Origin of the sequence: Leisingera sp. ANG-Vp (assembly GCF_000813725.1) — a bacterium.
In the GTDB taxonomy this organism is placed as follows: domain Bacteria; phylum Pseudomonadota; class Alphaproteobacteria; order Rhodobacterales; family Rhodobacteraceae; genus Leisingera.
The window spans coordinates 24,079-50,523 of record NZ_JWLD01000023.1 but is presented as its reverse complement, the minus strand read 5'-3'; the positions used below and the strand labels follow the sequence as shown (position 1 = coordinate 50,523).

Annotated in this window: 22 protein-coding genes; 17 read left to right on the top strand and 5 right to left on the bottom strand. The window is 62.1% G+C overall.

Going from position 1 to position 26,445, the window contains the following annotated elements; translation table 11 throughout:
- The first annotated feature begins 108 nt into the window (after window positions 1–108).
- The 7 genes from RA20_RS09185 to RA20_RS09155 all read left to right on the top strand — a co-directional run bounded on the left by RA20_RS09185 (window position 109) and on the right by RA20_RS09155 (window position 9,255).
- Window positions 109–1,050 (top strand): LysR substrate-binding domain-containing protein, encoded by a 942-nt coding sequence (locus tag RA20_RS09185; protein ID WP_039127189.1) that lies wholly within the window; start codon window positions 109–111, stop codon window positions 1,048–1,050.
- Between the two features lie 171 nt (window positions 1,051–1,221).
- Window positions 1,222–2,697 carry an ABC transporter substrate-binding protein gene (locus RA20_RS09180; protein WP_039127187.1) on the top strand — a complete coding sequence of 492 codons (1,476 nt, stop codon included), beginning with the start codon at window positions 1,222–1,224 and terminating at the stop codon, window positions 2,695–2,697.
- A 72-nt stretch (window positions 2,698–2,769) separates the two neighbouring features.
- Window positions 2,770–3,726 (top strand): ABC transporter permease, encoded by a 957-nt coding sequence (locus RA20_RS09175; protein ID WP_039127184.1) that lies wholly within the window; start codon window positions 2,770–2,772, stop codon window positions 3,724–3,726.
- A 4-nt stretch (window positions 3,727–3,730) separates the two neighbouring features.
- Window positions 3,731–4,615 carry an ABC transporter permease gene (locus RA20_RS09170; protein WP_052248910.1) on the top strand — a complete coding sequence of 295 codons (885 nt, stop codon included), beginning with the start codon at window positions 3,731–3,733 and terminating at the stop codon, window positions 4,613–4,615.
- A gap of 1 nt (window position 4,616) precedes the next feature.
- The gene (locus RA20_RS09165; RefSeq protein WP_039127181.1) at window positions 4,617–6,686 is read left to right on the top strand and encodes a dipeptide ABC transporter ATP-binding protein; all 2,070 of its coding nucleotides are present in this window, start codon (window positions 4,617–4,619) and stop codon (window positions 6,684–6,686) included.
- A 98-nt stretch (window positions 6,687–6,784) separates the two neighbouring features.
- Window positions 6,785–7,993 carry an alpha-hydroxy acid oxidase gene (locus RA20_RS09160; RefSeq protein WP_082017965.1) on the top strand — a complete coding sequence of 403 codons (1,209 nt, stop codon included), beginning with the start codon at window positions 6,785–6,787 and terminating at the stop codon, window positions 7,991–7,993.
- Window positions 7,994–8,142: 149 nt separating this feature from the next.
- Window positions 8,143–9,255 (top strand): dimethylsulfoniopropionate demethylase, encoded by a 1,113-nt coding sequence (locus RA20_RS09155; protein ID WP_039127178.1) that lies wholly within the window; start codon window positions 8,143–8,145, stop codon window positions 9,253–9,255.
- A gap of 178 nt (window positions 9,256–9,433) precedes the next feature.
- Here the strand turns inward: RA20_RS09155 and RA20_RS09150 are convergent, their stop codons facing one another.
- The 4 genes from RA20_RS09150 to RA20_RS09135 form a co-directional block, all read right to left on the bottom strand.
- Window positions 9,434–10,525, bottom strand: a complete 1,092-nt coding sequence (locus RA20_RS09150) for a 3-hydroxyacyl-CoA dehydrogenase (protein ID WP_082017964.1) — start codon at window positions 10,523–10,525, stop codon at window positions 9,434–9,436.
- Window positions 10,522–11,721, bottom strand: a complete 1,200-nt coding sequence (gene bktB, locus RA20_RS09145; protein ID WP_082017963.1) for a beta-ketothiolase BktB — start codon at window positions 11,719–11,721, stop codon at window positions 10,522–10,524. The genes RA20_RS09150 and bktB overlap by 4 nt, the downstream gene beginning before the upstream one ends.
- Before the next feature lie 102 nt (window positions 11,722–11,823).
- Complete coding sequence (locus RA20_RS09140; protein ID WP_039127172.1) at window positions 11,824–12,180, bottom strand: 5-hydroxyisourate hydrolase; 357 nt, start codon at window positions 12,178–12,180, stop codon at window positions 11,824–11,826.
- Window positions 12,180–13,916 carry a thiamine pyrophosphate-binding protein gene (locus RA20_RS09135; protein ID WP_082017961.1) on the bottom strand — a complete coding sequence of 579 codons (1,737 nt, stop codon included), beginning with the start codon at window positions 13,914–13,916 and terminating at the stop codon, window positions 12,180–12,182. Before RA20_RS09135 ends, RA20_RS09140 begins: the two co-directional genes overlap by 1 nt.
- A gap of 200 nt (window positions 13,917–14,116) precedes the next feature.
- On the opposite strand from RA20_RS09135, the gene RA20_RS09130 reads away from it, so the two are divergent.
- The 6 genes from RA20_RS09130 to RA20_RS26340 all read left to right on the top strand — a co-directional run bounded on the left by RA20_RS09130 (window position 14,117) and on the right by RA20_RS26340 (window position 18,365).
- Window positions 14,117–15,049: a LysR substrate-binding domain-containing protein gene (locus tag RA20_RS09130; RefSeq protein WP_039127168.1), complete on the top strand. Its 933-nt coding sequence runs from the start codon at window positions 14,117–14,119 to the stop codon at window positions 15,047–15,049.
- Window positions 15,050–15,197: 148 nt separating this feature from the next.
- The gene (locus tag RA20_RS09125) at window positions 15,198–16,364 is read left to right on the top strand and encodes an acyl-CoA dehydrogenase family protein (protein ID WP_152618468.1); all 1,167 of its coding nucleotides are present in this window, start codon (window positions 15,198–15,200) and stop codon (window positions 16,362–16,364) included.
- Between the two features lie 4 nt (window positions 16,365–16,368).
- Window positions 16,369–17,169 carry an enoyl-CoA hydratase gene (locus RA20_RS09120; protein WP_039127163.1) on the top strand — a complete coding sequence of 267 codons (801 nt, stop codon included), beginning with the start codon at window positions 16,369–16,371 and terminating at the stop codon, window positions 17,167–17,169.
- Window positions 17,170–17,217: 48 nt separating this feature from the next.
- Window positions 17,218–17,670 (top strand): OsmC family protein, encoded by a 453-nt coding sequence (locus RA20_RS09115; protein WP_039127161.1) that lies wholly within the window; start codon window positions 17,218–17,220, stop codon window positions 17,668–17,670.
- Between the two features lie 95 nt (window positions 17,671–17,765).
- On the top strand, window positions 17,766–18,083 hold the full coding sequence (locus tag RA20_RS09110; protein ID WP_052248908.1) for a putative sulfate exporter family transporter: 318 nt from the start codon (window positions 17,766–17,768) through the stop codon (window positions 18,081–18,083).
- A 60-nt stretch (window positions 18,084–18,143) separates the two neighbouring features.
- Window positions 18,144–18,365: a hypothetical protein gene (locus tag RA20_RS26340; RefSeq protein ID WP_052248907.1), complete on the top strand. Its 222-nt coding sequence runs from the start codon at window positions 18,144–18,146 to the stop codon at window positions 18,363–18,365.
- Between the two features lie 379 nt (window positions 18,366–18,744).
- On the opposite strand, the gene RA20_RS09105 is transcribed toward RA20_RS26340, so the two are convergent.
- Window positions 18,745–19,638, bottom strand: coding sequence for a LysR substrate-binding domain-containing protein (locus RA20_RS09105; RefSeq protein WP_039127159.1), 894 nt, complete (start codon window positions 19,636–19,638; stop codon window positions 18,745–18,747).
- A 229-nt stretch (window positions 19,639–19,867) separates the two neighbouring features.
- Between RA20_RS09105 and RA20_RS09100 the strand changes: the two genes are divergently transcribed.
- The 4 genes from RA20_RS09100 to RA20_RS09085 are packed head-to-tail and all read left to right on the top strand — an operon-like array spanning window position 19,868 to window position 26,164.
- Window positions 19,868–22,297 (top strand): GcvT family protein, encoded by a 2,430-nt coding sequence (locus RA20_RS09100; protein ID WP_039127157.1) that lies wholly within the window; start codon window positions 19,868–19,870, stop codon window positions 22,295–22,297.
- A gap of 26 nt (window positions 22,298–22,323) precedes the next feature.
- Window positions 22,324–23,850 carry a trimethylamine methyltransferase family protein gene (locus tag RA20_RS09095; RefSeq protein WP_039127153.1) on the top strand — a complete coding sequence of 509 codons (1,527 nt, stop codon included), beginning with the start codon at window positions 22,324–22,326 and terminating at the stop codon, window positions 23,848–23,850.
- 56 nt (window positions 23,851–23,906) lie between these two features.
- Window positions 23,907–24,929: an Ldh family oxidoreductase gene (locus tag RA20_RS09090; RefSeq protein WP_039127150.1), complete on the top strand. Its 1,023-nt coding sequence runs from the start codon at window positions 23,907–23,909 to the stop codon at window positions 24,927–24,929.
- A complete protein-coding gene (locus RA20_RS09085; RefSeq protein WP_039127149.1) occupies window positions 24,926–26,164 on the top strand; it encodes an NAD(P)/FAD-dependent oxidoreductase in 1,239 nt (412 codons plus the stop codon). The genes RA20_RS09090 and RA20_RS09085 overlap by 4 nt, the downstream gene beginning before the upstream one ends.
- Window positions 26,165–26,445: the final 281 nt, after the last annotated feature.

The window sequence follows — 26,445 nt, the reverse complement described above, 5'->3', positions numbered from 1 at the left end:
CACGGTGAAAGACTGAGGTTCAGGGTAGCGAAATCTCATCAAACTTTTGACAATCAAGTATTAGTTGCTTGTAAGTCACTAACATTCGTAACTGCCGGAGTGGCAACTGTGGACGAGATCAAACGGAGCAATTTACCGCTGTCTGCGCTTCGAACCTTTGAAGCAGCAGCCAGGCGCCTCAGTTTCAAAGACGCAGCGGATGAGCTTTGTGTCAGCGCAACGACCGTCAGCAATCAGATCCGGCGGCTGGAAAAGGAGCTGAACTGCCAGTTGTTTATCCGTCGGACCCGGGCTGTCGACTTGACGGATGAAGGCAGGTCGCTCTCCATCGCTTTGACCCGGAGTTTTGATGATATCACCCGCGAACTGGAGCGCATGATCACTCCCAGAGGGCAGCGGGTGACGCTGGCAGTTGGACCAGTATTCGGCGCGCGTTGGATGATCCCGAGATTGGCAAGGTTCCGGGCGGACAATCCCGATATAGACCTCAAGCTTGTGCATGGCCCCCGGATTGCCGGGCGGGCGCAAATGACAACAGATATCGCCGTTGATTGGGGCTACGGAACCTGGTCCGGCCTGGAAGCCACACGTCTGATGGACATCCAGTACTGCCCGGTCATCAGCCCGGCGCTTTGGAAAAAGATGGGGGGGCTTGAGGATCCGCGCGACCTGGCACGCTTTCCCATTATCCACCAGTACGAAGACGATGCCTGGCGCGCCTGGCTGAAGCAGGCCGGCTGTGGCGATCTGCGGTTCCACGATGAGTCCACCATCATGGACACCAACGTGGTGATCCAGGCAGTGACGGAGGGGCTCGGGGTGGCATTGGGGCAGTTTCCGCTGCACCAGCCCGAAATAGCGTCCGGCCAGCTGGTGTGCCCGTTTGAGCTGGAAGTCTCCCCCCAGCGGTCGTTCTATCTGCTGTCGCGGCCCGGCGCCCGCTCTCAGCCGGAGATTGCTCAGGTCTGCAGCTGGCTGAATGCAGAAGCTGAAGACTATCTCCAAAAAGCCGGAAAAATCAAAAGACTGCCTTCTCAGCGCCCGGTTTGAAACAGCGGGTGCAAAAGCGCTGGCGCAGGAAGATTGCCCTCAATGGATTAAATTTTCTTCATCCATGAGGGCGCAACTATTCGTTTGTGATACAGCCGCCGCATCACTGATCCTCGTGCCCAGTTAACGACAGAGCACATCACCGTGCCGTCATTCTAGGGAGGATCGCAAATGAGACATCTTCTGGGAGCTGCCGCTCTCGTTGCAGCAGCAGGCATGGCACATGCAGAGCCGAGCGGGACGTTCCGCCAGGCGCATGAACTGGGATTTGGCAAGCAGTCCAGCCTTGATCCGATTGCCAAGGGGCGGGTTTTCCAGCTTACAGAGAAGCTGATGAGCCGCCTGGTGCGTCCCGGCCTGGACGGCACGCCGCAGCCCGATCTGGCTGTCAGCTGGAGCGCCAATGAAGACGCCACCGAATGGACGTTCAAACTGCGTGAAGGCGTGACGTTCCATGATGGCAGTTCTTTTGACGCTGGCGATGTTGTCTATTCTTTGCAGCGCGTGCTGGACCCCGAAATGGATTCCCCGGCGCGGTCTGCGGTCAAAATGATCAAGTCGGTTGAGCAGCTCGACGGCATGACCGTCAAGATCACGCTGGACACGCCGTTTGCCGATATGCCGCTGCAGCTGATGGACTACCGTTTGCGGATGATTGCGGAAGGGACTGGCGGCACCATCGGCACCACGGGCATCGGCACAGGCCCCTTCAAACTGGAGAAATTCGAGCCCGAGGGCACAACTGTTCTGGCCGCCAATACCGATTACTGGGAAGGCGAGCCTGGCGTTGCCCGGATGGAAATCATCGGCATTCCCGATGCGCAGGCCCGTTTGCAGGCACTGATGAGCGGTCAGCTGGATATGGAGCGCGGCATCACTGCCCAGCAGCGCGTCATGCTGGAAGGCAGCGGCCGGTTTGCTGTGCAGGAAATCCCCACCGGCAACTGGCAGGGGCTGGTGTTCCGCACCGATGTCGAACCGTTCAGCGATCCGCGGGTGCGCAAGGCCATGCGGATGGCAGCAGACCGGCAGGGGCTGATTGACCTGGTTCTGGGCGGCGGCGGTGTTGTTGCCTGCGACAACCCGGTGGAGCCGAACGACCAGTACCGCGCGGAGCTCAGCTGTGAGCAGGACATCGAAGGCGCCAAGGCGCTGCTGGCCGAGGCCGGCTATGCCGATGGCATCGAAATTGACGTGCATGTGGCAACGCTGGAGCCAACCTGGCCGACATTGGCTGTTGCCTATCAGGGGCAGGCTGCTGAAGCCGGGATCCGCGTCAACGTGGTGCAGACTCCGACCGATGGCTATTGGAGCCAGGTCTGGATGAAGAAGGACATCGCCGCGACCCGCTGGAACGAGCGCCCTGCGGATCAGGCGCTGCATGAGATCTACCTGAGCACTGCAAAATGGAATGAATCCTACTTCAAGGATGCGGAGTTCGACCAGATGCTGGCCGACGCCCGCCGGGAACTGGATTTCGGCAAACGCCGCGAAATCTATGTCGGCGCTCAGGAGCACCTATGGGAGAACGCAGGCACGCTGATCCCCTATCACGTGACCCGTCTGGTTGGCGTTTCTTCCCGTGTTTCCAACCTGGACAACGTAAAAAACGATGCTGTCCGCTGGCATCTGATCACCGTTGACTGATCTGCAGGCCGTACCTTCGCGCCCCGCATGTGGATCGGCGGGGCGCCTCCCTGAATGCAAGGTATCACTCCCATGTTGCGCATGTTTATCCGGCGGCTCTTTCTGGGTCTCATCACCGTGGCGCTTGTCTCGCTTATCATCTTTGCCGGTGTCGAATTCCTGCCCGGCGATGCCTGTACCGCCTTCCTGGAGCGCGAGGCGCAAGGCAAGATTCTGGAAAACTGCCGTGAAGAACTGGGGCTGAACCGCCCGGCCGCTGAACGTTATCTTGAGTGGGCTGCAAATGCTCTGCAGGGCAATCTGGGGATGTCGGCCAATGGCGAGGACAGCATCGGCTCCCTGGTCGGGGCGCGGCTGGGCAATTCGCTGCTGCTGGCTGCCTGTGCGCTGCTGACCGGTGTGCCGCTGGCAATTGTTCTGGGCGTCATTGCAGGTTTGTGGCGGGATCGCCCGGCAGACCTGATCGTCTCGACCGCAGCAATTTTTGCAATGACCATCCCGGAGTTTGTCTCGGCGACGGTCCTGATCCTGCTGTTCTCCGTCTGGCTGGGCTGGCTGCCCGGGATTGTCCTGACCTCCGCTGATGCGCCTGTGGCTGAGTTCTTCCCGGAAATCATCCTGCCGGTGATTGTCCTGTCGATGGTGATGACGGCGCATATTCTGCGCATGGTGCGCTCATCGGTGATCGAGGTGATGAACGGCGACTATATCCAGATGGCCACCCTGAAAGGCGTGCCATACTGGCAGATGGTGTTCCGCCACGCGCTGCCCAATGCGCTGCTGCCCGCCATCAATGTGGTGGCGCTGACCATTGCCTGGCTGCTGGGCGGCGTGGTGGTGATCGAAGTGGTGTTCAACTACCCGGGCCTGGGACGGATGATGATCGATGCGATCTCTGACCGGGACCTGCCGGTGGTGCAGGCGCTCGCCCTGATTGTTGCCACTGTCTACGTCTTCGTGAACCTGACAGCCGACATGCTGACAATGATCGCCAACCCCCGCCTGCGCACCCTCTATACAAGGAAGTAAGCCCGTGAGTACGACCGCTGTTCCGCAAAACACCGCGCTCAGCCGCTTTACCGGTGTGCTGGGAGATGTGATCTCGCGCCCCTCCGGCGCCTTAGGGCTGGGGCTGGTTGCGGCCCATCTGATCATGGCACTGATCAGCCCGTACCTGTCGCCCTATGACTACAAGGAAATGAATGCAGCCATGATGCTGGCCGGGCCGGACGCCAGCCATTGGCTCGGCACTGATCACCTGGGCCGCGATGTGTTCAGCCGCACCATCCAGGGCGGGCGCGAGGCGATCCTGGTCACTGGCATCGCCACCCCGGTCGCCGTGTTCTGGGGCGGCATGGTCGGCATCTTCTTCGGCCTGATCGGCGGCCGGGTGGATGAGGTACTGATGCGCTTTGTGGATGCTTTCCTATCGCTGCCCTGGATCCTCAAGATGCTGGTGCTGATCGTGACCTTCGGCACAGGTATCGAGGTTCTGATCCCGACGCTGGCGTTCTTTTACGGTATCCCGGTGATCCGCATCGCCCGCGCTGCAACCCATGACGTGGTAGCCCGCGACTTCGTCTCGGCAGCCCGTGCGCGCGGTCACAAGCGGCTGACCATCATGCGCCGCGAGCTGCTGCCCAATGTGCTGGATACGCTGATGGTCGAAGGCGCGATGCGCTGGAGCTGGATGCTGCTGGCGTTCTCCTCGCTGTCCTTCCTGGGCTTCGGTGTCTCGCCGCCGGCGCCGGACTGGGGGCTGATGATTTCGGATGCCCGCGGCTACATGTCCTTTGCCCCCTGGGGCGTACTGGGCCCGGTGATCGCGCTGTCCTCTCTCATCATTGGGATCAATTTGACGGCGGATGCATTGGCCAAGGCCCTGGGCATCGACCGCGCACAGAAGGCTCCGGTGTAACATGACTGCTGCTCCTATCATCGATATCCAGGATATCTCCATCGGCTTCACCGGCCTGTCCGGTTCCACACTGCCGGTTCTCAGAAATATCGACCTTTCTGTACGCCCTGGCGAAAGTGTCGGGCTGGTGGGTGAAAGCGGATCCGGCAAAAGCACCTTGGCGCTGGCCGCCATGGGCTATCTGAAACGCGGCCTGCGGGTTCTGAACGGGTCCAGCCACTTCAACGGCGACGACATGTTCAGCCAGAGCCGCAAGTCGCTGGAGCATATCCGCGGCGGCAAGCTGGGCCTGGTGCCGCAGAACTCGGGCCAGTCGCTGACCCCGACCTTGCGGATCGGTGCGCAGCTGACTGAGGCCTTGAGGCTGCACAGCAAGCTGGATCAGGCGCAGTACCGGGCCCGGGTGCTGGAGCTGCTGGGTCAGGTCCGGCTGCCGGATCCTGAGGCGATTTACGCACGATTCCCGCATGAACTGTCCGGGGGCCAGCAGCAGCGGGTTGCCATTGCGATGGCACTGGCAGGTGAGCCGGATGCGCTGCTGCTTGACGAGCCGACTACCGGCCTGGATGTGACCACTCAGGCCCATATTCTGGAACTCCTGCGGGATCTGGCAGCGGAAACCGGCATGGCCATGGTCTATGTCAGCCATGATCTGGGCGCGATTGCCCGTGTCTGCGACCGGGTTGTGGTGATGTATGCTGGCGAAGTGGTGCTGGAGAGCACCGCAAAGCAGGTGCTGACCGCTCCGACGCACCCCTATGCCCGCGGCCTGCTGGCCTCGATCCCCAAGCTGAGCGACCCGCATCTGCCCACTGCTTTGGACGGCCGCCCGCCGGCTCCGGGCAAAGCAGGGGCAGGCTGTGCCTTTGTAGACCGCTGCGGAATTGCCAGCGGTCTTTGCCGCAGCAGCCGCCCGCCGCTGGCTGCCGGCCCCGGCGGAGCGATGTCGCGCTGCCACCATGCTGAACAGGCGAACCAGCTGCCGATGACCTCAACAGGAGCCGATCCGGAACGATCCGATCCAAATGCACCGGCGGCTCTGGCGCTTGATAAGGTTTCGATCAGCTATGCCAAACAGGGGCTGATTGAAAAGCTGCTGGGCAAAGAGGACACCCGCCCGGTCACTGTGGACGGTATCTCGGTTGCGATGAAGCGCGGCGAGACGCTGGGGCTGGTCGGGGAATCCGGCAGTGGGAAATCCACCATACTGAAGTCCATCGCAGGCCTGCTGCCGCCGGCGGGCGGCGAGATCACTTTTGGCGACGGCGGGCATCTGCCGCAGGAAGTGGAAAGGCGCAGCAATGATCACCTGCGCCGCATTCAGCTGATCTTCCAGAACCCGGACGACAGTATGAACCCGCGCCACACCATCGCCGAGATCCTGGAACAGCCGCTGAAGCTCTATTTCGGTCTGAAGGGCCAAGCGCTGCACGACCGCAGTGCCGAGCTCTTGGAGCGGGTTCGTCTGGGGGCGCACTACATGACCCGTCTGCCGAGCCAGCTGTCGGGCGGCGAGAAGCAGCGTGTCGCCGTGGCGCGCGCCTTTGCAGCAGAGCCGGAACTTGTGCTGTGCGACGAGGTGACATCGGCGCTGGATGTGTCGGTTCAGGCAGCAGTGCTGGATCTTCTGAACGAGCTGAAGCAGGAGCAGGGCACAACTTATGTGTTCGTGTCTCACGATCTTGCGGTGGTGCGTGCCCTGTCAGACCGGGTTGCGGTACTGTATCAAGGGCGTCTTTGCGAAATCGGGCCATCTGAGGATGTTTACGCGCTTCCATCCCACCCTTACACCGAGGTGCTGCTGGGGGCGGTTCTGGAACCTGACCCCGACTATGCCCCCAAGCTGACCGCGGATGACGTGATTGAACTGGCGCCGCCTGCACAGGGCTGCCCGTTCCAGCGGCGCTGCCCGCGCAAGCTAGGCGCCATTTGCGACACTGACAGCCCGCCCTGGCAGCAGCAGCCCAATGGGCACGCCGTGCGGTGCCACATCAGCCTGGAAGAACTGAACCGGCTGCAAGTTGATGAAGCCCGAAGCGATGAAACCCCGAAAGAAACCCTGAGTGCCTAGGCCGCGGCCTGCGCCCTGAAAACGCCAACAGCCGAACCTGACCGGAGTGCCTCCCTGCTCCGGACGGGAGAGGTGCGCCCAATCCCCGGAGGCTCCGCATGAGTCCGGCAGACGATCTATCCAGCAAAGGCAGCCGCATCTTCTCGACCGAGGATGCAATGAGGCTGGCCAAGCGCCGCCAGCCCAAGCTGGTGCATGATTTCATTGAAGGTGCGGCGGGCCGCGAGGTGGCCTGTGCGCGCAACTGCGCGCGGTTTGACGAGATCACGCTGCAGCCGCGGGTGATGGCGGATGTTGCCGAGCGCAATCTCTCAACCAGCTTTCTGGAGCAAGCCTTTGACCGTCCGTTCGGCATTGCGCCGATGGGCATGTGCAACCTGGCCTGGCCCAACGCCGATCTGGCTTTTGCCCGCGCCGCGCGCGGTTTCAATATTCCGGTTTGCCTGTCTACCGCCGCCTCCAGCTCTATCGAGGAGATGCGGGAGTGGGCCGGGGACAACGCCTGGTTCCAGCTTTACGTCGGCGGCCCGGTTGAGCAGGCGCTGGAAATGGTCGAGCGTGCCCGCAAGGCCGGATACCAGAACCTTCTGCTGACGGTGGATGTGCCGCAGGTCTCGCGCCGGGTGCGCGATCTGCGCAACGGCTTTCAGATGCCTTTCCGCATAGGTCCCCGGCAGTTCTGGGATTTTGCCACCCACCCCCGCTGGGCATGGGCTTCGCTGCAGGCAGGCGCGCCGGAGCCGAAGAACTTCAAAACCGCAGGCGGCGGCTCCCGCTTCGACCGCGGGGCCAGCCGGGCGGGGGCCGACTGGGGTTTCCTCGACCGGCTGCGCGGGATCTGGAAGGGCAAGCTGATCATCAAGGGCGTAACCTCTGCCGCCGATGCCCAGCGGATCAAACAGGCGGGTGCCGATGCGATCTATGTGTCCAACCATGGCGGCCGCCAGCTGGACAGCGCGCCTGCCGCCATCGACATCCTGCCCCGCATCCGCAGCGCGGTCGGCGCGGATTATCCGCTGATCTTCGACAGCGGAGTGCGCAACGGCGAAGACATCATCAAGGCGCTGGCGCTGGGTGCGGATTTCGTCATGCTGGGCCGCCCTTTCCTGCATGCCGCCGGTGCCGAAGGCGCCCGGGGCGTCAACGCTCTGGTCCGGTTGCTGACTGAGGAAACGAGCATAGTGCTGGCCCAAACCGGGCAGAACGATATTGGCAAGGTATCCGCCGCAATGCTTGCGCACCGCCATACCGATGCCTGGCCCGATCCCATTCCCGCATTGGCAGCCGCGGCTGCCAATGACTGCTGAGGCAGGTGCCGCAATGATGCCCCTTTCCCGAACCGCAAATCCGGACGCGCCGGTTCCCCATCCAGGCCTTTGTCCGTTCACCACAGAATTGAAACTCCTCTCCCGGCCTGCTGCGGCCGGGGGTTCAGCTAAGTACGAGGAAACCCAAAATGGCTGATGGTTTGAACATGTCCCGGCGCATCCGCCGCACCCCTTACACCGACCGTGTCGAACAGGCCGGCGTGCGCGGGTTCTCGGTTGTCAATCACATGCTGCTGCCCAAGGCGTTTCAGCCTTCTATCGAAGAAGATTACTGGCATCTGCGGGAACATGTGCAGCTCTGGGACGTCTCCTGCCAGCGCCAGGTGCAGATTGCCGGCCCGGATGCCGAGCGTTTGGTGCAGTGGATGACCCCGCGCAGGATTTCAACCGCCAAGATCGGCGATTGCTACTACATCCCGATCGTCGACCGCGATGGCGGGCTGATCAATGACCCCGTCATGCTGAAGATCGCAGATGACCGCTTCTGGCTGTCCATCGCCGACAGCGACGTGCTGCTCTATGCGCTTGGCCTGGCCGAGGCCAAAGGCTTTGACGTGCAGATTGACGAGCCCGACGTGTCGCCGCTGGCGGTGCAGGGGCCCAAGGCCGAAGACCTGATGGCTTCAGTCTTTGGCGAGGAGATCCGCAGCATCGGCTTCTTTAAATACAAGCGCTTTGATTTCCGCGGCACCAGCCAGGTGATTGCGCGTTCGGGGTATTCCCGCCAGGGCGGATTTGAGATCTACCTGGACGACAGCTCGCTGGGCCACGACCTATGGGACACGCTTTGGGAAGCAGGCCAGGCCTTCAGTATTACACCCGGCTGCCCCAACCTGATTGAACGTATCGAAGGCGGTTTGTTCTCTTACGGCAACGAGATGACCCGCGAGAACAACCCGCTGGAATACGACATGGCCAAGTTCATCAAGCTGGACGGCTCAGTGGATTGCATCGGCCTGGCGGCTTTGCAGCGGATCGCGGAGGAAGGTGTCTCCCGCGAAATCCGCGGTATCGTCTTTGGCGGCGGCAGGGTGCCGACCTGCTCCAAACCCTGGCCGGTGATGGTGGGGGACCGCCAGGTGGGGCAGATCACCTCGGGCGTGTGGTCGCCGCGTTTAGAGGCAAATGTTGGTCTGTCGCTGATCGACCGCGGTTTCTGGGATATCGGCCAGGAGCTGACAGTGCTGACACCGGATGAGCTTGAGCGCCCGGGCAGGATTGCCAAGCTGCCGATTGAATAAACCATAGCATGCGGCTCTTCTTGCAGCAGAACATCTAGACGGCGCGCCGTGGTCTGCCCGGCGCGCTGTCATCCTTTGTGCTTTGCTGGGGCGGCCGTCATGTGTTGGCCAGTCACCGCCGGCAAAAAAACAGGCGCCCGAAGGCGCCTGAAAGTCGGGGGAGAGGGGGGCGGTGGCTCTATCCCAGGAGAGCGCCCAGAGCGTCCTGAAGCCGCGCCGTGCCATTGGGGCTCACGCCCTTCAGCAGGCGCGTGGTCTCCTCAAAACCCAGCTCGCGCATCATTGCCGCCGGGCCTTTGGCAAAGGTAAAAGCCTTTTGCGCGCCTGCGTCGATGTCCTCAGGCGAGGCTACGCCCTCGGAGATCTCGTCCAGCACCGCATAAAAGATTGCACCGCGGATACGGCCGGACACTGCTGCCGCCTGCGCCGGAGCCAGCGGGGTGAATTCAGCGTCGATCTCCCAGTCCTGCTTGGCGGTGCCAACCTGCTGAAACAGAACAGCCGGGGCATAGAAGGCCCCCAGGTGCGATAGGGTCTGCACTGCGCTGAGATTGATGAAGGGCTTGACGATATTCATCACCGCAAAGGGGCCGATGGCCACGCCAAGCGCCGATTTCACCACCGCGTCGATCTGGGCAGTGCTGCCCATGCCCTCTTCCAGGCAGCGCACCGCCTCGTTGGTGTAGGGGCAGAAGAAGCGGTTCAGGGCAAAGCCGCTTTGGTCTTTGCAGCGGATCGCGATCTTGCGGGTCTGAGCCAGGAACGGCAGCACGGCGTCGATCGCAGCGTCTGAGGTTTCCGCGCCGCGGATCAATTCGACCACCGGATTGATCTCGGCAGGGCTGAAATAATGCATGCCGCAGAACCGGCCCTTGTGCGTCAGGGCCTCGGCGATGTCGCCGACTTTCAATGCGCTGGTGTTGGTGGCCAGCACCGTATCGTTCCGGACAATGGCCTCCAGCTGGGTAAAGGCGCCGCGTTTGACGGCGAGATCTTCGAACACCGCCTCAATCACCAGATCGGCCTCGGCCAGCCCGTCCATCGTTTTGACGGTGGCCAGGCGGGCAGAGGCGGCCTCGGCCTCGGCTTGGGTGATCCGTTCCTTTTCGACCTGCCGGGCCAGGTATTTGGCCAGTTTGGTCTGCGCCCGGTCCAGGGCGGCGCCGGAATTGTCCGACAGAACCGCCTGATAGCCGCCCATCACCGCCGACAGCGCAATGCCGCTGCCCATGGTGCCTGCGCCCAGTACTCCGATTGTCTTCATGGTCATTTTGCCGCCTCGGGGTTTTCAACAATCACGGCAATGCCCTGGCCGCCGCCAATGCACATGGTGGCCAGGCCATAGCGGCCGCCGGTGCGGCGCAGCTCATAGATCAGCTTGATCAGGATGACGGCACCGGAAGCGCCAACCGGGTGGCCAAGCGCAATTGCGCCGCCGTTGGGGTTGGTGATCTCTGCCGGAAAGCCCAGCTCCTGGGCAACGCCGCAGGCCTGCGCGGCGAAGGCTTCGTTGCTTTCAATGACCGAGAGGTCCGCAATGGTGAGGCCTGCGATTTCCAGCGCCTTGTTTGTGGCCGGGATCGGGCCAAGCCCCATGACCTCAGGCGCGACACCGCCCACGGAGGCTGCACGGATCACCGCCAGCGGCGCTGCATCGGTGGCATCTGCCATTGCCAGAACCAGTGCAGCGGCGCCGTCATTGATACCCGAGGCATTGCCCGCAGTCACGCCGCCGTCCTTTTTGAAGGCCGGGCGCAGTTTGGACATGTCTTCGGGTTTCACGTCCCAGCGCACGTGCTCGTCGGTGTCAAACAGGATCACGCCTTTGCGCGACTTCAGCTCAACCGGCAGGATCTGCTCTTTGAAGTAGCCTGCCTCAATCGCAGTGGATGCGCGGTGGTGGCTTTCGACGGCCAGTTCGTCCTGGGTTTCGCGGCTGATCTCCAGGCGCTCGGCGATGTTTTCCGCTGTGATACCCATATGGCCGTTGCCGAATGGATCGGTCAGTGCCCCGGTCATCATGTCGACGGCGGTGACATCGCCCATTTTCGCACCGAACCGGGAGGCGCTCATCATATGGCCTGCGCGGCTCATGCTCTCGGCCCCGCCTGCCAGCGCGATGCTTGCGTTGCCCAGGGCGATTTGCTCGGCCGCAGTCACCACCGCCTGCAGGCCGCTGCCGCAGAGGCGGTTCAAGGTCAGGGCCGGCGCGGTCTCGGGCACGCCTGCGCCGATTGCGGCAACGCGGCTGATGTACATGTCGCGCGGCTCGGTATGGATCACATTGCCGAACACGCTGGTTTCAACCTGTTCAGGTGCAATGTTTGCGCGTGAGATCGCTTCAGCCGCAACCTTGGTGGCCAGCTCGCAGGGCGCGATGCCCGACAACGCGCCTCCAAAGCCGCCGATAGCGGTGCGCACACCCGACAGGATAGCGATGTTCATGGGGGAAGGTTTCTGTGTCATGTTGTTTTCCTGCAAAACCGCAGAGGCCAAGGCTGCGTGCAAGGCGGTGCGGCTCCTGAGAAAGCAGCGCCGGCAGGCAAGCTGCAGGCGTCGCAGTGAATGTTAGCTGGAAGCCCAGGTCGAGTAGGTGTTCGGCCCGAGGATCACCGGCATGTGGTAAAGCCCTTCGGGCTTCGGCATCTCAAACCTCAGAACAATCTGCCGGATGTGGCGCCCCGCCAGCGGCGCCCCGTTCTTTGCCACCCAATAGGGGCCGGTTTCAAAAACCAGCTCATAGGTCGCCTGAGTATCGATCCTGCTGGGGTCGATGTCCTCCCGCAGGCGGCCGCCGGAATCGGTTTCGGTGTCAAAGATGACACTGCGGATGCCGCTGCCGGACAGCTGGTAGAGGGAGACGTTGATGCCGCCCGCGTGGGTGCCATCAACGCCGTTCAAAGTATGCGAGGAAACCGTCGCCATTATTCGATCGACGCCTTGTCGCGCTTGTCGGCGGTCGCTGCCACGATCGGGCTGATCACGCCGCGGCATTTGACGTTGACGCAGGCAGTCTTGCCGCTGGCAATCGCGCGCTGGATCGCACCGGACAGGTCTGCTCGCTTTGTTACCACTTCGCCGTGGCCGCCCATGCCCTCAAACAGGGTGTGGAAGGGGATGTCGCGGAAGTCGGTGGCATAGTGCTGGCCGTTGCTGAACAGTTTTTCCTGCTGCTGGCTGATGCAGTCCAGGCCGCCGTTGTTGTCGATCACAACGACAATCGGCAGGTTTTCCTGGAAGCAGGCCTCGACCGAGAGGCCGCCCGACAGGAATGCGCCGTCGCCGGAGACCACAACCACGGTCTTGTCGGGATGCACGTTCTTGGCCGACAGGCCGAAGGAGACGCCGACACCCAGCAGACTGTAGTTGCCCGGATGCATGATGCCGCCCAGTTTCAGCCCGCGCTTGGCGGCGATGTTGGTGGCAATCTCGTTCCAGAAGTGGGTGTTGCCGCCGTCAAAGACCAGCCAGTCGCCGTCTTTCATCTCGGCCTGAACGTCGACGCCCAGCTGCAGTGGGTGCATCTTGCAGTCTCCGGCCTGATGCTTGGCGTCTTCGTCTTCCAGATGCGCGCTCCATTCCTGCACCCATTCGGTGCGGCGCCGGACCTGCAGGTTGAACCAGCCGTCCCAGCTGTTTTCCAGCGCACCCATGGCGTCCAGGAATGCGCCCGGGTCCGAGAGCAGCGGCATATCGGCACCGTGATTGTATTCCAGCTCCTCGTGGCTGCCGTTCACGCAGATCAGCTTGGTGCCTTCGAGAATGAAGGGCGGATTGCCGAAGTTCATCTGGTTGTCCAGGCGGCAGCCGACCATGACCACGACGTCTGCTTCATGGATCGCCGGTTTGGAGGGGTGGAACTGGTGGAAGTCCGCCAGGCCGATGTAGCATTCGCTTTCTTCGCCCAGGTTCTTGGTGTGGTAGGGCACGTTATAGACCGGCACACGCAGCTTGTTGCAGGCCGCGGCCAGTTTGTCTTCGGTCTTGGACCACCACACACCGTGGCCTGCGATCACCACCGGGCGTTCGGCGTTCTTGATGGCTTCCAGCAACGGCGCCAGCGCGTCCGGGTCAGGCCATGCGCGCGGCAGAGGCTGCGCGGTGCGGTCAAAGGGGCGCTCCTGCTGGCCTGCGTCCTCCGGGAAGGAGGAAAACATGATGTCCACCGGCAGCGCCAGATGCACCGGGCCGGGGTAGCCTGTGGTGGCGGCCTTCCAGGCGCGGTCCACAAACTCGCTGATGCGGCTGCCGTCAACGATCTGTTCGGAGTATTTGGTCAGCGGCGCAGCGATGGCCACATCGTCGATTTCCTTGAAGCCGCCTGAACCCTGGCGCTTGAGGGTCGAGGAGCCGGTCACGAAGATCACCGGCGATCGCTCGCCCCAGGCTTCCAGCATCGCCGGAACCGCATTGGCAAAGCCTTCGGGGCCGACCAGGCAGAGCGTGGGCTTGCGGGTGATGCGGGCGTGGCCGTCGGCCAGATGGCCCGCAATCTGTTCATGCGGGCAGTTGATCACCGGCATCTGGCATTCCATGAAGCCTTCCAGCGCCGGATTGCAGAAGCCCCCGGCCAGGGTAAAGGCGTGGTCGATCCCTTTTTCCTTGAAGGCGCGCGCCAGCAGCGCGCCTCCGCGGATCATGCGTTTGGCTTCCGTGCTCATGATGAACCTCCGGTTTCAATCCCTCAAATGCGCAGAGCAGCGGCCGTCTTGCACAGGCCGGGCTGTCTGCGGTTGGCGTGAGTTTTGCGTTTGGGAGCCGGGCTGCACAAATTCTATTGAGTGATTGTTGTAATAGCGGTTTGATATGACGGAACCGCATCCCGCCTTTGATCAGGCTTAGACCGACCCGGAGACCGCCCATGAAGCTCATCCAGCTGCGCTATTTCTGCTCGATTGTTGAAAACGGCGGCTTCATTTCAGCCTCGCGGGAGCTGTTTATCGCCCAGCCGGCCCTCAGCCGTCAGATTGTCGACCTGGAGGCGGAAGTCGGGGTGGGCCTTTTGATGCGCGGGCCGAGCGGCACCAAGGTAACCGAGGCCGGCCGACGTTTTTACAGCCATGCCAAATCGATACTGGAGCAGGTCGAACTGGCTAAAAACGATGCCAGCAGCGCCGCCGGAAAGCTTGCGGGTGACATTGCTATTGCGCTGCCGGTGGGGATTGCGGGCATGCTGGCGGCCACGATTATTCAGGCGGTGGAACAGCAGTATCCCGGCATTAATGTTTCTATTCTGGACGGCCTTGGGTTTGAAGCCGGGCAGGTAATCGAGGCCGGCAAGGTCGATTTTGGTATTCTCCCCAGCATTGGCCGCCTGCAGGACGTCGAGTTCGAGCCCGTCGTGCGGGAGGAACTGTTTCTGTTCAGCAAGCGCCGGCACAGCGAGCCGGACAGTTCAGACATACCGCTGGCCGAACTCTCGGGCTTTGATCTGGTGATGCCGAACCGGCAAGTTCACGTGCGGCGGGCGCTGGAGGAGGCGATGATGGAGACCGGCCGCCAGCTGCGGGTGCGGTATGAGCAGCAGTCGCTTCTGACGATCCGCGGCATGGTGCTGGCCGGGGTCGGAGCGACGGTGCTGAACTGGCCTTCCATGGCTGACCTACTGTCAGCCGGGGAGGTTGATGCCCGCCGGATCATCAATCCGAACCTGTCCCGGAATGTTTCTCTGGCAATCCCAAAAATCCGGCCGCTGACGCCCGTGTCACAGGCCGTATATGACGTTGTGCGCGAGGTTCTGGCGGCCGAGGTGCGTAATGGCAACTGGAAGGGCGAAGTCATCAGCTCCCAGTGAGCTGCCAGCCTGCGGCAGGTGGTTTGTCATAACAAAAACAGATCACATCAATCGCCACAAAAAATTAGTTTGCCCCGGTCCATCTGCCTAGGGTTCAGCCAGTATCCACGACAGCCCCAGCGGCTGTCTTGCAGATTGGCAGGCGGAAATGGCGAACCTTCAAGTACCAGCTTCACCCTGGATGGACGATGAGCTTCAGATGCTGTCGGACGCCTGTGCGCAGTTTTACGAAAAGGAATGCGCCCCTCATTACGAGGAATGGGAGAAACAGGGCAGCTTCCCGCGCTCCCTTTGGGAAAAGGCCGGCGAGATGGGCTTGCTGGGCGCGGAAGTGCCCGAGGAATTCGGCGGTCCCGGTGCCAGCTTTGCTTATGACGCGGTGATTGCCTATCAGGGCAACCTGGCCGGTATCGACGGCTGGGGCGGCGGGCTGCACAACTCCATCGTGATCCCCTACATCATCCACTACGGGTCCGCGGATCAGAAACGCTCGATCCTGCCGCGCATGGTCTCGGGTGAGCTGATCGGCGCCATTGCGATGACCGAACCGGGTGCAGGCTCGGACCTGCAGAACATCAAGACAGTGGCCCGCAAGGACGGCAATCACTATTCGATTTCGGGCTCCAAGACTTTTATCACCAACGGCCAGCTGGCCAATCTGGTTATAGTTGCCGCCAAGACCGATCCCGCGGCAGGCGGGCGGGGCATCTCGCTGTTTGCGGTTGAGACTGATAAGGTTGATGGCTTCCGCCGGGGACGCAACCTCGACAAGCTGGGGATGAAGTCCAACGACACGTCCGAGCTGTTCTTTGACGGCATGCAGGTGCCTGCCTCGGCGCTGATCGGTCCGGAAGAGGGCAGGGGGTTCTATCAGATGATGGAACAGCTGCCCCAGGAACGCCTGCTGATCGGTGTCTATGCGGTGGCCCGCATGGAACGCGCCCTGAGGCTGACACTGGACTATGTCAACGAGCGCAAGGCGTTCGGCAGGAAAATCGCCGACTTCCAGAACACTCAGTTCGTACTGGCGGAATGCGCCTCGGAATTCACCATCGCAAAGGTTTTCCTGGACCATTGCATCAGCGAGCATATCGAAGGCCGCCTGACCACCGAAAAGGTCTCGATGGCAAAGTACTGGCTGACCGACCTGCAGGCCAAAGTCATCGACCGCTGCCTGCAGCTTTTTGGCGGCTACGGCATGATGACCGAATACCCGCTGGAACGCATGTACCGCGACAACCGTATTGAACGGATCTACGCCGGCACCAATGAAATCATGAAACTCGTGATTGCCCGCGACCTGTTGAAGGACTGACCCCATGACCTCTGATCCCCGGATTTTGCAGGTTTCCGCTGCAGACGGCATTGCCACTTTAATTCTGAACCGTCCGGCGGCCCGCAACAGCCTGTCGCTGGACATGCTGCACGCGCTGCAAAATGCGTTTGAAGACTGGGGGGCGCGCGCAGACATCAAGGTGATCGTGCTGGCCGCCAATGGCCCTGCCTTCTGCGCGGGCCATGACCTCAAGGAGATGACCGCAGCGCGCGAAAACGCGGACGGGGGGCGGGCGTTTTACCGCGTGACCATGGAAACTTGCTCGGCCACGATGCAGGCCATTGTGACATGCCCCAAGCCGGTGATTGCTGCGGTGCATGGCACTGCGACAGCGGCCGGGTGCCAGCTGGTGGCCAGCTGTGATCTGGCGATTGCCGCAGAAGGCACCCGATTTGCCACGCCGGGGGTGAATATCGGCCTGTTTTGCTCCACCCCAATGGTGGCGCTGTCGCGCAATGTCGGGCGCAAACAGGCCATGAAAATGCTGCTCACCGGGCAGATGACCGATGCGGAAACCGCCCTCAATTGGGGCCTGATCAGCGATATCGTACCGATGGAGCAGTTGCAGGCAGAAGCCGGAAAGCTTGCCGCTCTGATCGCCGGCAAATCGGGGCGCACACTGAAGATCGGCAAGGAGGCGTTTTACGCCCAGGCCCAGATGAGCCTGGAAAAGGCTTATGATTATGCCACTGGCGTGATGGTCGAAAACATGATGATCGACGATGCCAAGGAAGGCATACAGGCCTTTATCGAAAAGCGTGCTCCAGAGTGGCCGGCGCCCTGAGCCCTCAAGCAAAAACCGCAATCTGATTAATGCTAAGAGGTGAGGCTGATGTCTGAACTCTCTGTTGACGTGTCCTGGTTCCGCAACACTCCCCATTTGATCGAGGGGCAGGTCGATAAGGCCCATGAGATCCTTTACAATTCGCAATTCACGCTGCCGGGAGATGCAGCGCCGGACTGGGGCGGTGATCCGGACTCCACCAATCCCGAGCAAGCGCTGGCCGCCTCGCTGTCGAGCTGCCACATGATGACGTTCCTGGCGCTGGCAGCCAAGGCCGGCTGGCCGGTTGCCACCTATGCCGATCACGCTGAAGCTGCCCTGGGCAAAACCGAAAAGGGCATGATGGCGGTGACCGAGCTGAAACTGTCGCCGCGGGTCACTTTTGATACCGGCTTTGACGTCACCCCTGCCAAGGTGGAGGAGATGCACGAGCGCGCGCATCGCTACTGCTTCGTTGCCAACTCGATCAGTGCAAAGATGACGATCACGCCGGTGGTCTGACCCAGGCTTTGCTTCTGCCGCTGCCCCTTCCGCTGCGTACGGCGTCTCTGCCCGTCCTGCCAGGATAGGAAGAGACGCATTTTCATGAGGTTGCAATGGCACAGCAGGCGATCTTCAAGGCGCGAAATTTGATTGGGGTTTATGGGAAAGGGCTGCTGGTCTCAGCGCTGATTGCCCTGACCGCACAATTCCTGGCCGAACATTGTGGCGCACCTGCTATGCTGATGGCTTTGCTTCTGGGTATTGCACTGCATTTCCTGGTTGCGGAGCCAGGTAATGTCTGCGTCGCTGGCGGTGAGCTGGCCTCCCGTACCGTTTTGCGGATCGGGGTGGCGCTGCTGGGTCGCGGCTGGCGCTTCGGAACACTCACTGGCGGTTCAGTGGCAATTTGCGGCGTTTCCGCCGAAGAATGAACAATCCGACCGCAATCTGATCTTCACAGTGCTGAGCGTCACAATCCGTCCAACATAGTAATGATCGCTTATACGTTGCTGACCAATGTGTCGGCACTGAATGAAATAGCAGCAGGGCCATTTATCGGCGGCCCCTTTCATGGTGTGGCGCAGGTGGTCGGCGCCGGGGCCTTTTATCTGACGGAATTACTGCAGCATGCACGCACGACAGCTTCGATGGGCTGCAATGCGGCGATGAAGATGCTTTTCGAAGGTCGGGAAATGGCCGGTCAGACCGACTAGGCCTGTCGGTCAGTCCTGCTTTGCAAAGCCAGGCAACTGCACATTGCGGACATGTGGGAACGTCCTGGTTGCACGTGCGGCGAAGGTCAGCTTCGTCCCGTTTTGCGCCGAGCTGGACAAGTGAAGAGCTAATTGATGGCCGACGGCAGCAAAGGGGCTGCTCACCGGCGGATTGCGCTTTTACTTAGGCTAGTTTTGTCAGAAATCATCTCCCAACTTTTCACAGCACACTTCAATCTACCGACGGCATCATATGCACCTGAATAGCCAGCTTTCAGCCCGCTCATACTAACTGAGATGTGGTTGATAATAGGTGCCGGAAAATGGTGATAGGGCGCGCTCGACGACACAACTGCGACATGGAAGTATCGTTACGGAACTAGCGCATCTCCTGATGTCCTCCAGCCAGCCAGTCAAAAACCAGCTGCGCCCGGTCAGATGACCGGTTGTGCAGTTTGACATAGAATTCCAGAGGCGCCGAAATTGTGTCAGGCAGAAGTCTGACCAGCTTGCCGGATGCGACCAGATCTGCAGTCAATCCCTCCCAGCCGAGCACGGCCCCCATGTCGTCCTGTGCGGCTTGCAGTGCGATGACATAATTGTTGACGCGATGGGCGGACTTCAGCGGCCCTGAATAGCCCAAGGCTTGCGCCCACACCTGCCAGTCGGTGCCGCCGGTTTCCAGCGAGTCGAGATGGATCAGCGGAACCTCTGCGATGTCTGCGACGCTGGAAATCCGGTGCCGGGAGGCAAACCGCGGGCTGCACAGTGCCATGATCCGGTCCCTGAACAACGCTCTGCAATGGCCGCTGTCCCGGGACATATCCGCATAATGCAGGCTGAGATCGCAATCGCCGGCGGCCTTTTCCGTATCGCTGACGATCTGTGCCACCGAGATATGCTCGTAGCTTTTCCAGAAATGCGCCAGCCGCGGCGTCAGCCACAGCGAGCTCACAGCGGTGCTGGAGCGGATGGTCACCGAGCTGCGCCCGTGCTGGGCCCGCAGCTGCTCAAATGCGTCGTTGATCCCCTCAAATCCCCTTTGCAAAGCGACCAGCAGATAGGCGCCGCTTTCCGTCAACTCGACGCCGCGGTGAAAGCGGTTGAACAGGCTGCACTGCAGCTCCCGCTCGAGCGCCTTGATCTGGTGGCTGACCGCAGCGGGGGTAACGTTCAGCTCTGTGGCCGCAAGCTTGAAGCTAGAGTTTCGGGCGGCGGCTTCGAAGCTGACGAGGGAGCTCATCCGGGGCAGGTCATAGGGACGGTTGGGCAAGGCGGCTTTATCCTTGGTCCGGAAATGTTGATTGCAGCATGTCTCTTTTCGAGCCTTTGGGCAAATTCAGCTAAGCCAAGATGAAAATTTTTGCAATTGCTGGATGCGCGAATGACGCCAAAATGCAGCATCACTCCCCGGCTTTGGATCCGTGCCGGGCAGGGGAGGCATTCAGGAATTCTGCCGCAGCAGCCGAGGCTGCCGGACACCCGCAAACAGGAGTTGGTCTATGAAGTCGCATGCAAAAGTGGTGGTCGTCGGCGGCGGCTGTGTCGGAGCCTCGATCCTTTACGGGCTGACCCAGCACGGCTGCACCGATGCGGTGATGCTGGAGCGTACCACGCTGACCTCCGGGTCGACCTGGCACGCCGCGGGGCTGCTGGTGACATTCGTGCGCTCGCACAACATCTCAAAGATGACGATGGAAACCATCCGCATCTATGGCGAGGTGGAGAAGAAACTGGGCAGCTCCGTGGGCCTGCGGCAGGTCGGCCAGCTGCGGGTCGCCAACACCCAGAAACGCTGGGACGAGTTCCAGTCCTATATCTCGATTGCTGAGGCCGCAGGCGTGCCTTGCCGCCTGGTGACGCCGGAGGAGATCAAGGAGATCCACCCGCTGCTGGCGCAGAGCGAGACCATCCGCGGCGGCATCCTGCATGACCAGGACGGTTACGTGAACCCGGCCGACATCACCATGGGGCTGGCCAAGCTGGCCCGCGATCAGGGTGCAACCGTCTATCAGAACACCGAGGCGCAGGCCTATGAGAAGCTGGACAACGGCCATTGGAAGGTGACCACCAGCAAGGGCGAGATCACCTGCGAGCATCTGATCTTTGCCACCGGCAACTATGCCCGTGAAAACGCCCGCCGGGTCGGCCTGGACCTGCCTTGCATCCCGATCGTGCATCAGTACTGGACGACTGAGACCGTGCCGCTGCTGAAAGAGCGCCGCGCCGAAGGCCTGCCGGAGTTCCCGATCCTGCGCGACGAGGATTACGGCGCCTATCTGCGCGAGGATGTGGGCGGCTTCCAATTCGGCCCTTACGAGTTCGAAAAGGACCTCAAGCTCTTTGCCGAGGACAAGGTGCCGGCCGATTTCGGCGCCGACCTGCTGCCCGAGGATTTCGAGGCGGTGGAAACCCAGTGGGAGCGCGCGCTGGAGCGGGTGCCGGCCCTGGGCGAGGTCGGCATCAAGGCCAACACCCGCGGTCCGTTCCAGATGACCCCGGACGAGCTGCCGCTGTGCGGCCCGGCGCCGGGGCACGACAACCTGTGGCTGGCCGAGGGCGTGCCCGGCGGCATCCTGTGGGGCGGCACCATGGGCGAGCGGCTGGCACGCTGGATCGTTGACGGCCATCCCGGCATCGACATGTCCGAAATCGACCCGCGCCGCTTTGGCGACTATGCCTCCAAGCGCTGGACTATGGACAAGGTGCGCGAGACCTGGGGCACCCATATGGATGCGCATGTTCCCGGCGAGGATTTCCCCTCGGCGCGGCCGATGAAGACGATGCCGTCCTACGATCTGCTGACGGCGCAGGGCGCGGTCTGGACCACATTCAACGGCTATGAGTTCCCGCGCTGGTTCGCCAAGTCGCCCGCTGAGGCCATCCCTGAGCACAGCTTCCGCCGCACCAGCCACATGGAGCTGGTGCAGGAAGAGGTGCGGGTGACCCGCGAGGAGGCCGGCTTTATCGAGATGTCGCCGATGACCAAGTTCACCGTGCGCGGCCCGGGTGCCGCCAAGTGGCTGGACGGAATCATGGCCAACAAGCTGCCCAAGGTCGGCCGCATGACCCTGGCGGTGGCGCTGAACCCGCAGGGCGGCATGGAGGGCGAATACACCATCGTCCGTTATGGCGAGAACGACTTCTACCTGGTCTCGACCCCGAACGGGCAAGTCTACAACTGGGATTACCTGTCGCGCCTGCTGCCGGATGATGGCTCGGTGATCCTGGAAGATAATTCGGAACAGGTGGGCGTGATTGCTCTGGCGGGGCCGAAATCGCGTGAGATTCTGCAGCAGCTGACCGACAACGACCTGTCAAACGAAGCCTTCCCCTGGCTCAGCGCCCAAATGGGCGAGGTGGGCTATGCCAAGGGCGTCCACCTGCTGCGCGTCAGCTACACCGGCGAGCTGGGCTGGGAGCTGCATCACCCGGTCGGATACAACCGGCATCTGGTCGATCAGCTGCTGAAGGCGGGTGTGAAACCTTTTGGTCTGGAGGCGCTGGAATCGATGCGGCTGGAGAAATCCTACCGCGCGATCAACCGGGAGATCTGCAAGGACATGACGCCGTTTGAGGCTGGGCTGGACCGCTTTGTGGCGCTGGAAGGACGTGAGTTCATCGGCCGCGATGCGCTGGTCCGGCAGAAGGAGGCGGGCGGTTACAACACGCTGGTTACCCTGAAGCTGCCGTTCTGCGACACTTCGGTGCTGGCGGATGAGAGCGTCTACAGGGATGGCACGCTTGTCGGCCGCGTGACGTCGGGCGGGTTCTCCTACTACTGCAACCACGACATCGCGATGGCGCTGGTGCCGCAGGAGCTCACCGCTGAGGGCACGCGCCTGCAGGTGATGGTCCACAACGAGATGCGCGAAGCTGAGGTGATCGGCATCTGCGCGGTCGACCCAACCAGCGCACGGGCCCGGGCCTGAGCCCGGCCTAGCCACAGGAGCATGACATGACGGAACTGAACACACGGGCGCCGCGCGGCGCCCGGGGCGGACGGGCTGCGCGCGTCAAAGCCCGCACCAACCCGGCCCCGGTCTATCTGCCCGCGCTGAACCGCCGGGTAGGCCCCATTGACCTCTTGGGTCCGGAAGGGGTGGAGAAGATCCACAATGCGGCGATGACGATCCTGGAGACCACCGGCATAGAATTCCGGGACCCGGTGGCGCTGGCGGACTGGAAACGCGCTGGCGCCGATGTGCAGGGCGAGCGGGTGCGCATCGGCCGCGATATGCTGATGGATCTGATCTCCTCGGTGCCCTCGGAATGGGGCTATGCCGCCCGCAACCCTGAACGCTCGCTGCGGGTGGGCAAACGGCACTCGGTCTTTGCCAACGCCTATGGTGCGCCCTTTGTCTATGACCTGGACGGCGTCCGCCGCCCCTCGGTGCTGGAGGATGCGCATAACTTCTTCAAGCTGAGCCAGATGAGCCAGTCGATGATGGTGCCGGGCATCCTGCCGGTGGAGCCGCAGGACGTGCCGGTGCCGGAGCGCCATCTGGAACTGGTCCATGCGGCGCTGACGCTGACCGACAAGCCGATCAAGGGCTCGGTTTTGTCGGAGCAGGCGGCGCGCGACACGGTGGAGATGGTCCGCATCGTTTTCGGCGAGGAGTTTGTCGACAGCAACGTGGTGCTGGCGGCACTTTTGAACTGCAACACGCCGCTGGTCTGGGACGAGACCATGCTGCAGTCCTTGCGGGTCTATGCGTCGGCCAACCAGCCCTGCCTGCTGTCGCCTTTTGTACTGGCAGGCGCCTCGGCCCCTGCCAGCCCGCAGGGCGGTGTAGCGCTGCTGATCGCCGAGAGCCTCGCAGGCATGGCCTACAGCCAGATCATCCGCCGCGGCGCGCCGATGGTCCTGGGGGTGGCGATCATGGGCGTTTCGATGAAGACCGGCGCCCCGATGATGGGTTCGCCCGAGCCGGGGCTGATGAATCTGCTGGTGGGACAGATGGCGCGGTTTTACGGCGTGCCCTGGCGGACCTGCACTATGTGGACCGGCTCGAAATCGCCGGACATGCAGGCCGGGTTCGACACCGCCAACACCATGTGGCCGGTGCTGCTGGGCGGGGCGAACTACATCGTGCATTCGGCCGGTTTTCTGGAAGGCGCGCTGGGGGTCAGCTACTCGAAATGGGTGCAGGACACGCTGCAGCTCGAGAACTTCCACCGGTTCTTCAGCGGCTTGCAGGAAGAAAACCTGGATGCGCTCTTGGGCGATATCGCGGCGATCGGCCCCGGCGGCCATTTCCTCGGCACTGATCATACCCGCGAAAACCCGATGCATATGAACCCGCTGCAGAACAACGACAGCTTTGAGCAGTGGGAGGCCGAAGGCGCCAAGACTGCGGAACTGGTGGGCCGCGAAGAGGCGCGGCGGATGCTGGACAGCTACGTTCAGCCGCCGATGCCGGAGGATCAGCGCGGCAAGCTGGATGAATTTGTTGCCAAAAAGCGCGCGCTGTACCAAGCCTGACACGAGCGGGCGCCAAGGCGCCCCTTTGACCCGACACAAGGACAGGATTTGAGCCCATGACCGCATCTTCGACAAAAATGCTCTCACTCGCCGAGGTTCGGGCTTTGGCCAAGTCTGTCCTTGTGGCCGCGGGTATGGATGAGGCGGGCAGCGATGTAATAGCCGATATCGTCACCTGCTCGGAACGCGACGGCCCGCGCAGCCACGGGCTGCGGATGCTGCCGGTCTATGCGCAAAGCTTTACCTCGGGCTATGCCAATGGCGCCGCAGCGCCGTCGGTTGAAAAGATCGCACCGGGCGTGCTGCGCGGCGATGCGGACAACGGTTACTACCAGATCGCTGCTGCCGCCGCGCGCGATGAGCTGATTGCCCTGGCTCGCGAGAACGGCATTGCCGCCTTCACCTGTTCCAATTGCCACCACCTGGGCGGCCTGCGCTTTGACACCGAGCCGCTGGCCGAGGCGGGGCTGGTGGCGCTGGCAGTGATCAACTCGCTGTCGATGGTGGTGCCTCAGGGCGGCGTCAAGCCGGTGTTCGGCACCAACCCGATGTCCTTTGCCTGCCCGCGCGAGGGCGCTGAACCTGTGGTCTGGGACCAGGCGGCCTCGATGGTGGCGCTGATGGATATCCGCATGGCGGCAGCTGAAGGCCACGATTTGCCGCGCCCGGCCGGCCTGGACCCCGAGGGCAATGCCAGCACTGATCCGAACGCCATTCTGGAAACCCGCAGCCTGCTGCCCTTCGGCGAGCACAAGGGCGCCGCGATTGCCTTTATGATCGAGGTGCTGGGCGCGGCGCTGGCCGGCGGCACCCTGTCCGTCGACAATCAGGAGCGGGAGTCCTTCGGTGCCCTCAACATCAAGGGTGGCGCCACCCTGATTGCCATTGACCCAAGCCGCTTCGGGAATGCTGCCTTTGGCGACTACATCACCCGCATTTGCGCCGAGATCGAGGGCAATGGCGCCGCCCGGGTGCCCGGCGACGGGCGGCTGAAGAAACGCGCGTCGGCAGAAGCCGGCGGCGTTGAGGTCAGCACCGAGCTGCTCGCGCAGCTGAACCAGCTGGCTCAGCCTGCATGAAACGGGTCGTGATTGCGGGTGGCGGTGTTGTCGGCATCTCCTGTGCGCTGGCGCTGCAGGCCGAGGGCCACAGCGTCACCGTGCTGGAACCCGGCCCGATAGGCGAAGGCGCCAGCTGGGCCTCTTGCGGTTGCATTGCAGTGGGAGAGATCGTGCCGCTGTCGCAGCCGGGCATGCTGATGAAAGTGCCGGGCTGGCTGCTGGACCCTGAGGCACCCTTGTCACTGCGTCCGGCGTCTGCGCTGGGGCTGCTGCCCTGGTTTGCCCGCTTCACTGCCAACTCAATGCCTTCCCGGATGCGGGCGATTGCTGCCGATCTGGCACGGCTGACCTTCGCCGCCACCGCCGACTTCAAAGCACAGCTTGCAGACATCGAAACCCCGGAGCTGTTGGTGGAGCGCCCGGTGATCAAGCTGTTTGATGATGAGCGCGACAAAGCGGTCATGGGCGCCGCCTTTGATCTGGCGCGTGAACTCGGCTGCACAATCGACGACATTTCCGGGCGGGAAGCCCATGAGATGGAACCGGCCATTGCCACCGATTTCAAATTCGCTGCGGTTCTGCGAGATTGGAGCTTTGTCAGCGACCCCAAACGGCTGGTGAAAAAGCTGATGCAAGCCTTTGTGCAACGCGGGGGCACGGTTTTGCCACTCGCGTGCAAAGGTTTTCAGCGCGACGGTGCGCGGGTGACCGGTGTCGAAACCGCTGATGGCCAGCTGCTGCCCGCCGATGAAGTGGTGATTGCGGCAGGCACCCACTCGAAACCTCTCGCTAAAAATCTGGGAATCAAGCTTCGTTTGGAAGGCGTCATGGGGTATTCGACCGGCCTGCAGGATCCTGGCTTGGATCTGAAACACACGGTTTTCTACCCGGCGGGCGGTTTCGGCGTCACGCCTTATGAAAATGAGCTGGCGGTTGCCGGGACAGTGGAGTTTGCAAGCCTCGCCGCCGCCCCGAAATGGCGCCGGGCCGATGTTCTGGTCAAACGCGCACATCGCGTTCTGCCAGGGCTGCAGGATCGCCATCACAGCCGCCGCATGGGCCGCCGCCCCTTCACCCCTGACACCCGTCCAATAATCGGGAGAACTGTCAATCTGGCCAATGTGTCTCTTGCTACTGGTCATGGTCAGCTCGGGTTGACGCTGGGAGCCACCACCGGACGGATCATTGCTGACGTCATTGCAGGGCGGCCGCTGAGCGAGGAAATCCGTGCCTTCAGCCCGGACAGGTTTTAGGGTTCGAACAATCCGGAAGTTGCCGGCCTCCGCCCCGGACTGGCTAACTTTTTGCCGGATTGGCAATTGAAAGACGCCGGAACACTGTTGTTTCAGAGGCATCCCTTGCAACGTTTAGACTTCTGGACAACGCTAAACACCTCGAATAGCGGGCCCGGAAACGGCGCTACTCAGCAAGCCTGCCATCTAACTGCCGCTCAGAATATGTCTCCTTCCACTTAAACGAACATACTGTCGCAGGACGGTTTTGAGCTCCCGCTGGACATTTGACACGGTATTCG

What these genes read in the sequence shown, in the direction of transcription:
- RA20_RS09100 (WP_039127157.1), top strand. Translation starts at nt 19,868, where the DNA reads ATGAAGTCGCATGCAAAAGTGGTGGTCGTCGGCGGCGGCTGTGTCGGA.
- RA20_RS09155 (WP_039127178.1), top strand. Translation starts at nt 8,143, where the DNA reads ATGGCTGATGGTTTGAACATGTCCCGGCGCATCCGCCGCACCCCTTAC.
- RA20_RS09160 (WP_082017965.1), top strand. Translation starts at nt 6,785, where the DNA reads ATGAGTCCGGCAGACGATCTATCCAGCAAAGGCAGCCGCATCTTCTCG.
- RA20_RS09150 (WP_082017964.1), bottom strand. Translation starts at nt 10,525, where the DNA reads ATGACCATGAAGACAATCGGAGTACTGGGCGCAGGCACCATGGGCAGC.
- RA20_RS09090 (WP_039127150.1), top strand. Translation starts at nt 23,907, where the DNA reads ATGACCGCATCTTCGACAAAAATGCTCTCACTCGCCGAGGTTCGGGCT.
- RA20_RS09135 (WP_082017961.1), bottom strand. Translation starts at nt 13,916, where the DNA reads ATGAGCACGGAAGCCAAACGCATGATCCGCGGAGGCGCGCTGCTGGCG.
- RA20_RS09115 (WP_039127161.1), top strand. Translation starts at nt 17,218, where the DNA reads ATGTCTGAACTCTCTGTTGACGTGTCCTGGTTCCGCAACACTCCCCAT.
- RA20_RS09125 (WP_152618468.1), top strand. Translation starts at nt 15,198, where the DNA reads ATGGCGAACCTTCAAGTACCAGCTTCACCCTGGATGGACGATGAGCTT.
- RA20_RS09095 (WP_039127153.1), top strand. Translation starts at nt 22,324, where the DNA reads ATGACGGAACTGAACACACGGGCGCCGCGCGGCGCCCGGGGCGGACGG.
- RA20_RS09175 (WP_039127184.1), top strand. Translation starts at nt 2,770, where the DNA reads ATGTTGCGCATGTTTATCCGGCGGCTCTTTCTGGGTCTCATCACCGTG.
- RA20_RS09120 (WP_039127163.1), top strand. Translation starts at nt 16,369, where the DNA reads ATGACCTCTGATCCCCGGATTTTGCAGGTTTCCGCTGCAGACGGCATT.
- RA20_RS09130 (WP_039127168.1), top strand. Translation starts at nt 14,117, where the DNA reads ATGAAGCTCATCCAGCTGCGCTATTTCTGCTCGATTGTTGAAAACGGC.
- RA20_RS09165 (WP_039127181.1), top strand. Translation starts at nt 4,617, where the DNA reads ATGACTGCTGCTCCTATCATCGATATCCAGGATATCTCCATCGGCTTC.
- RA20_RS26340 (WP_052248907.1), top strand. Translation starts at nt 18,144, where the DNA reads ATGATCGCTTATACGTTGCTGACCAATGTGTCGGCACTGAATGAAATA.
- RA20_RS09180 (WP_039127187.1), top strand. Translation starts at nt 1,222, where the DNA reads ATGAGACATCTTCTGGGAGCTGCCGCTCTCGTTGCAGCAGCAGGCATG.
- RA20_RS09140 (WP_039127172.1), bottom strand. Translation starts at nt 12,180, where the DNA reads ATGGCGACGGTTTCCTCGCATACTTTGAACGGCGTTGATGGCACCCAC.
- RA20_RS09085 (WP_039127149.1), top strand. Translation starts at nt 24,926, where the DNA reads ATGAAACGGGTCGTGATTGCGGGTGGCGGTGTTGTCGGCATCTCCTGT.
- RA20_RS09110 (WP_052248908.1), top strand. Translation starts at nt 17,766, where the DNA reads ATGGCACAGCAGGCGATCTTCAAGGCGCGAAATTTGATTGGGGTTTAT.
- bktB (WP_082017963.1), bottom strand. Translation starts at nt 11,721, where the DNA reads ATGACACAGAAACCTTCCCCCATGAACATCGCTATCCTGTCGGGTGTG.